We start from the raw sequence: 4,621 nt of genomic DNA on the forward strand, positions 1-4,621 counted from the left end.
GCAGCTTTGCGTGGGTCATCACCCTCAGCGCCGTCTGCAATAACTAAGTTATCAGATTGAGTTTGTTCCGCGACTTTTTGCGCTTGCTTAGCTCGAGCTTGGGCTTTACGCGCTTCTCTTGCTGCAATAACGGCACTATTATCCGGCAATTCGCCCGAAATAATTTTTATTGGTTCAGAGGTTGAGGCTTTCTTCGCTTTAACACGAGCCAGCGCCGCATTAACTGCATCTTTATCCGCAGTATCCACTTGAACAGCCGCTTTTTTATGGCGCTCTTCACGGGCAAGTTTTTCGCGTTCCATTCGCTGTTGTTTGGCTTCAAAGCGCAGTTTGGCTTCTGCGGAACGACGTTCCTCTTGGTCTATCTCGCGAATTTCAGCTTTTTCTTGGCGATAATATTGCACCAACGGAATATTACTTGGGCAAACATAAGCGCAAGCGCCACACTCAATGCAGTCGAACAGATTATGTTTTTGCGCTTTTTCGTGTTCGTTGCCTTTACTGAACCAATATAATTGCTGGGGCAGTAATCCCGCAGGGCAGGCATCAACACATAAACCGCAACGAATGCAGGCTTCTTCGACTGGCTTTTCACCCATTTCTTCTTGGGTAGGAACCAATAAACAGTTACAGATTTTCACCACTGGCACATTCAGATCCGGCAGCGTAAAGCCCATTAATGGGCCTCCCATAATCACCATTTGTTCACTTTCAGGTTCAAAACCAGATTGTTGAAGCAGATGCTTAACGGGAGTGCCTAAACGCGCCCAGAAGTTACCAGGCTGTTTAATCGCTTCGCCTGTCACTGTTACGACACGTTCAATCAGTGGTTGACCATCAATCACCGCGCGTTTAATGGCAACAGCGGTACCGACGTTCTGCATTAACACGCCAATTTGGGAAGAACGTGCGCCAGAAGGGACTTCCTTTCCGGTTAAGATTTTTGTGAGCTGTTTCGCGCCACCTGATGGGTATTTGGTTGGGATCACGCGTACAAAAATCTGTGAATCTATAGGCGTCAGCGCACGTTTTAATGCCTTGATAGCTTCGGGTTTATTATCTTCAATACCAATAAGTACTTGGTCTGGATTGAGTAAATGTTGTAAAACGCGGCAACCTTCAATGACTTCTTGGGCATGTTCTTGCATTAAGCGGTCATCTGCGGTGATGTATGGCTCGCACTCAGCAGCATTGATAATCAATGTTTTAATGGCATCTTTACCGCCCGCTAGCTTGGATGCTGTCGGGAAGCCTGCACCACCAAGACCGGCGATACCCGCTTGTTCAATCTTATTGAGTAAATCGGCACGTGAAAGTTGTTGGAAATTAGGCTCGGGCTGCAAAGGTGCCCAAGTATCTAAACCATCCGATTTAATTTTGACACACAGCTCTTTTAACCCTGAAGGGTGCGCAGTCACCATTGGCTCAATGGCAACAATGGTTCCTGATGTTGAGGCGTGGACAGGTACAGTACGACCGGAGCCTTTGGTAAGCGGCTGCCCTTTAAGGACGGTGTCACCAACCTTAACAATCAGTTCACCCTCAGGTCCTAAATGCTGTTGTAGCGGAATAATCAATTCGCCAGGGACGGAAGCCACTCGCATAGGCGTTTGGCTGGATTGCAGTTTCATCTCTGGCGGGTGAATGCCACCATCGAAGTCCCAAACATTATCTTTTTTCAACCACTTAAATAAATTAAGCATGGGAGCCCTCTTTAACTGAAGAAAGAGGTACATCCGTAATGTTTTTAACAGGAATGGTGTTTAAATCCCATTTCCAGTTAGCGGTTGTGGTTTTAACCGGTACCATTTCAATACAATCCGTAGGGCAAGGGGCTACACACAGGTCACAGCCTGTACACAAATCTTCAATCACGGTATGCATAGCGCGAGTGGCGCCCACAATGGCATCCACAGGGCAAGCTTGAATACATTTGGTGCAACCAATACAGTTTTCTTCATCGATGACCGCCACTTTACGAACGGGATTTTGTGCCTCTTCATCGCCATCAATCGGCTGAGGATCTACGTTCATTAACTCGGCTATTTTGAGCATCACTTGCTCGCCACCAGGGGCGCATTTGTTAATCATCTCACCGTTATTGGCGACGGCTTCTGCATAGGGGCGGCACCCCGGATAACTGCATTGACCACACTGGCTTTGCGGTAAAATCGCATCCAGTTTTTCAACAATAGGGTCTTCTTCAACTTTAAAACGTAATGAGGCATAACCTAAGATCAGACCAAAGATCAGCCCGAAAACGGCTAATATGCCAATCGCAATCCACAAAGACATCATTAGAATTTCACCAAACCACTAAAGCCCATAAATGCGAGGGACATTAACCCTGCCGTGATCAGGCCAATTGACGAACCTTTAAAAGGTGCTGGGACATTTGCGACAGCCAAACGCTCGCGAATAGCCGCGAAAAGTACCATCACAAAAGAGAATCCGACGGCGGCGCTAAAGCCATAGACCGCAGATTGCAAGAAATTATGGGATTGGTTGATATTTAATAAGGCCACCCCAAGAACCGCGCAGTTAGTGGTGATCAGCGGTAAAAAGATCCCCAATAAGCGGTATAACGTTGGGCTGGTTTTTCTCACAACCATTTCGGTAAATTGCACCACGACAGCAATCACAAGGATAAAGCTCAGTGTGCGCAGATAGACTAGATCCAGTGGGATTAAGATTAACGTATCGATTAGCCACGAAGAAATAGAGGCGAGAGTCATAACAAACGTTGTCGCAAACCCCATCCCAATGGCAGTTTCTAGTTTTTTTGATACACCCATAAATGGGCATAATCCCAAGAATTTAACGAGGACAAAGTTGTTGACTAACACTGTCCCAATAAAAAGTAGAAGATAGTCGGTCATGTCATAGCCTGAAGAGAGAAAAAAGCCCAAAAACTGACCGCAGTCAGTTTAACGGAGGCTATGATATCAAAGCTATTTTTGTGATGCTTATCGATCTTGTGTGAAAGTCATTTTCACGCGTTTAGAAACTTTCATATACGGGACGAAAAAAGCAGCTCCTAAGAGTGGCCACGCGAGGATTTGTAAGGCTGCCTGGTCATCAATCGGGGAAAAAGCGAAGGTTTTTAGCCCGATTAACATTAATGCTAATAACCAGATAGTAAAACGACGGGGAAAGTGGCGAGAACGTTTAAACATCAATTGCGCCATATGCACGCTAAACAGTGACATAGCGAGGCTAATAGCAAATGATAAATACCACTGAGGAGTAATGAAACTACTCCAGCTTTCAACGGTGGTCACTATCTCATAAAACTTAATGCAGTACATCACGGTCATGCTGCAAGCAGCAAATAATGTCAGCAGTAAATAGCTTGCAGGGACTAATAGCCAGCCAGTAATGCGGTCTGCGTTATAAACAGAAGTCATAAATAAGGGATCCCTTATCATTAAATAATACAGATAAATAATAATCCTATCATAGATTTATTTGCTAATTGATTCATTCTGATGGTACTTTTTTAAAATAGCAAAATATGCCACTAATGTGAGGTCAACATGTCCAAGCCAATTAAAGTTGGGATTGTCGGGTACGGTTATGCCAGCAAAACTTTCCATGCCCCATTTTTAGCCATGTTAGAGGAGTTTGAATTAACCACAATCTCCAGTAGCGATGCGAGCAAAGTTCATGCCGACCATCCTAATGTTAAGGTGGTGGGGACACCGGAAGAACTGTTCGCGGATGATGAAATTGAACTGGTGGTGATTCCAACCCCGAATGACACTCACTATCCATTAGCCTGTAAAGCGCTAGCGGCGGGTAAGCATGTGGTGGTCGATAAACCCTTTACGCTCGACGTTAAAGAAGCCGAAGATTTACAACAACGCGCTGAAAAAGCAGGTAAATTGTTGTCGGTTTATCATAATCGTCGCTGGGATTCAGGTTATCGCACCGTGAAAAAAATCCTACAAGATGGTTGTTTAGGTGAGATTAAATATTATGAATCTCATTTTGACCGTTTTCGTCCTGTGGTTAGACAACGCTGGCGTGAAGCCAATATTCCGGGAGCAGGTATTTGGTACGATTTAGGACCGCATGTTATTGACCAAGTCCTGCAATATTTTGGCAAACCAAAAGCGATTACAGTGGATCTTGGTATTATTCGACCAGGCGCGGAAGCGGTGGATTATTTCCATGCAATGCTGGATTACGCAGATAAAAAAGTGATTCTTCATTCAACGACGCTTGCCGCTGCGCCAATGCCAATCTATACCATTCACGGAATGAAGGGCAGTTACGTGAAATATGGTCTGGATACTCAAGAAGATGCGTTAAAAAGCGGCGCGATTCCGCAAGGAGAGCATTGGGGGGAAGATCCGAATCATGGAGTTGTGACCCTGTCACAAGGTGATGAAATGGTGACGAAGCCGTGGAACAATGAAAAAGGCAACTATGGCGGCTATTATGAAGCTATTCATGACGCTATCCGTCTCGGTAAGCCAAATCCAGTAACACCAAGTGAAGCCATCGATATTATGAAACTGATTGAAGCCGGTATCCAATCAGCAAAAGAAAAACGTACCATCGAAAATATTTTCTAAGGTTCAACGTTGAAGATAAAGCCAGTGTGAAACCTGGCTTT

The 4,621-nt window shown here is 45.0% G+C and carries 5 protein-coding genes; 1 reads left to right on the forward strand and 4 read right to left on the reverse strand.

The window, feature by feature from the left end:
• The 4 genes from rsxC to GKR71_RS00885 form a co-directional block, all read right to left on the reverse strand.
• Positions 1-1,703, reverse strand: a 1,703-nt coding sequence (rsxC, locus tag GKR71_RS00870) for an electron transport complex subunit RsxC (protein WP_230084990.1), incomplete at its 3' end; no start/stop codon positions are given.
• A complete protein-coding gene (gene rsxB / locus GKR71_RS00875; protein ID WP_036952312.1) occupies positions 1,696-2,298 on the reverse strand; it encodes an electron transport complex subunit RsxB in 603 nt (200 codons plus the stop codon). The genes rsxC and rsxB, both read right to left, overlap by 8 nt.
• Complete coding sequence (gene rsxA / locus GKR71_RS00880; protein WP_036952315.1) at positions 2,298-2,879, reverse strand: electron transport complex subunit RsxA; 582 nt, start codon at positions 2,877-2,879, stop codon at positions 2,298-2,300. Before rsxA ends, rsxB begins: the two co-directional genes overlap by 1 nt.
• Positions 2,880-2,966: 87 nt before the next feature.
• Complete coding sequence (locus tag GKR71_RS00885) at positions 2,967-3,407, reverse strand: DUF2569 domain-containing protein (protein WP_036952319.1); 441 nt, start codon at positions 3,405-3,407, stop codon at positions 2,967-2,969.
• 129 nt (positions 3,408-3,536) lie between these two features.
• Between GKR71_RS00885 and GKR71_RS00890 the strand changes: the two genes are divergently transcribed.
• A complete protein-coding gene (locus tag GKR71_RS00890; RefSeq protein ID WP_154599236.1) occupies positions 3,537-4,580 on the forward strand; it encodes an oxidoreductase in 1,044 nt (347 codons plus the stop codon).
• Positions 4,581-4,621 lie beyond the last annotated feature (41 nt).

This window comes from Providencia sp. wls1922 (genome assembly GCF_009706505.1).
Lineage (GTDB): Bacteria > Pseudomonadota > Gammaproteobacteria > Enterobacterales > Enterobacteriaceae > Providencia > Providencia lanzhouensis.

Excerpts from the sequence above, each read along its gene's own strand:
- rsxA (WP_036952315.1), bottom strand. The coding sequence starts at position 2,879 with ATGACCGACTATCTTCTACTTTTTATTGGGACAGTGTTAGTCAACAAC.
- GKR71_RS00890 (WP_154599236.1), top strand. The coding sequence starts at position 3,537 with ATGTCCAAGCCAATTAAAGTTGGGATTGTCGGGTACGGTTATGCCAGC.
- GKR71_RS00885 (WP_036952319.1), bottom strand. The coding sequence starts at position 3,407 with ATGACTTCTGTTTATAACGCAGACCGCATTACTGGCTGGCTATTAGTC.
- rsxB (WP_036952312.1), bottom strand. The coding sequence starts at position 2,298 with ATGATGTCTTTGTGGATTGCGATTGGCATATTAGCCGTTTTCGGGCTG.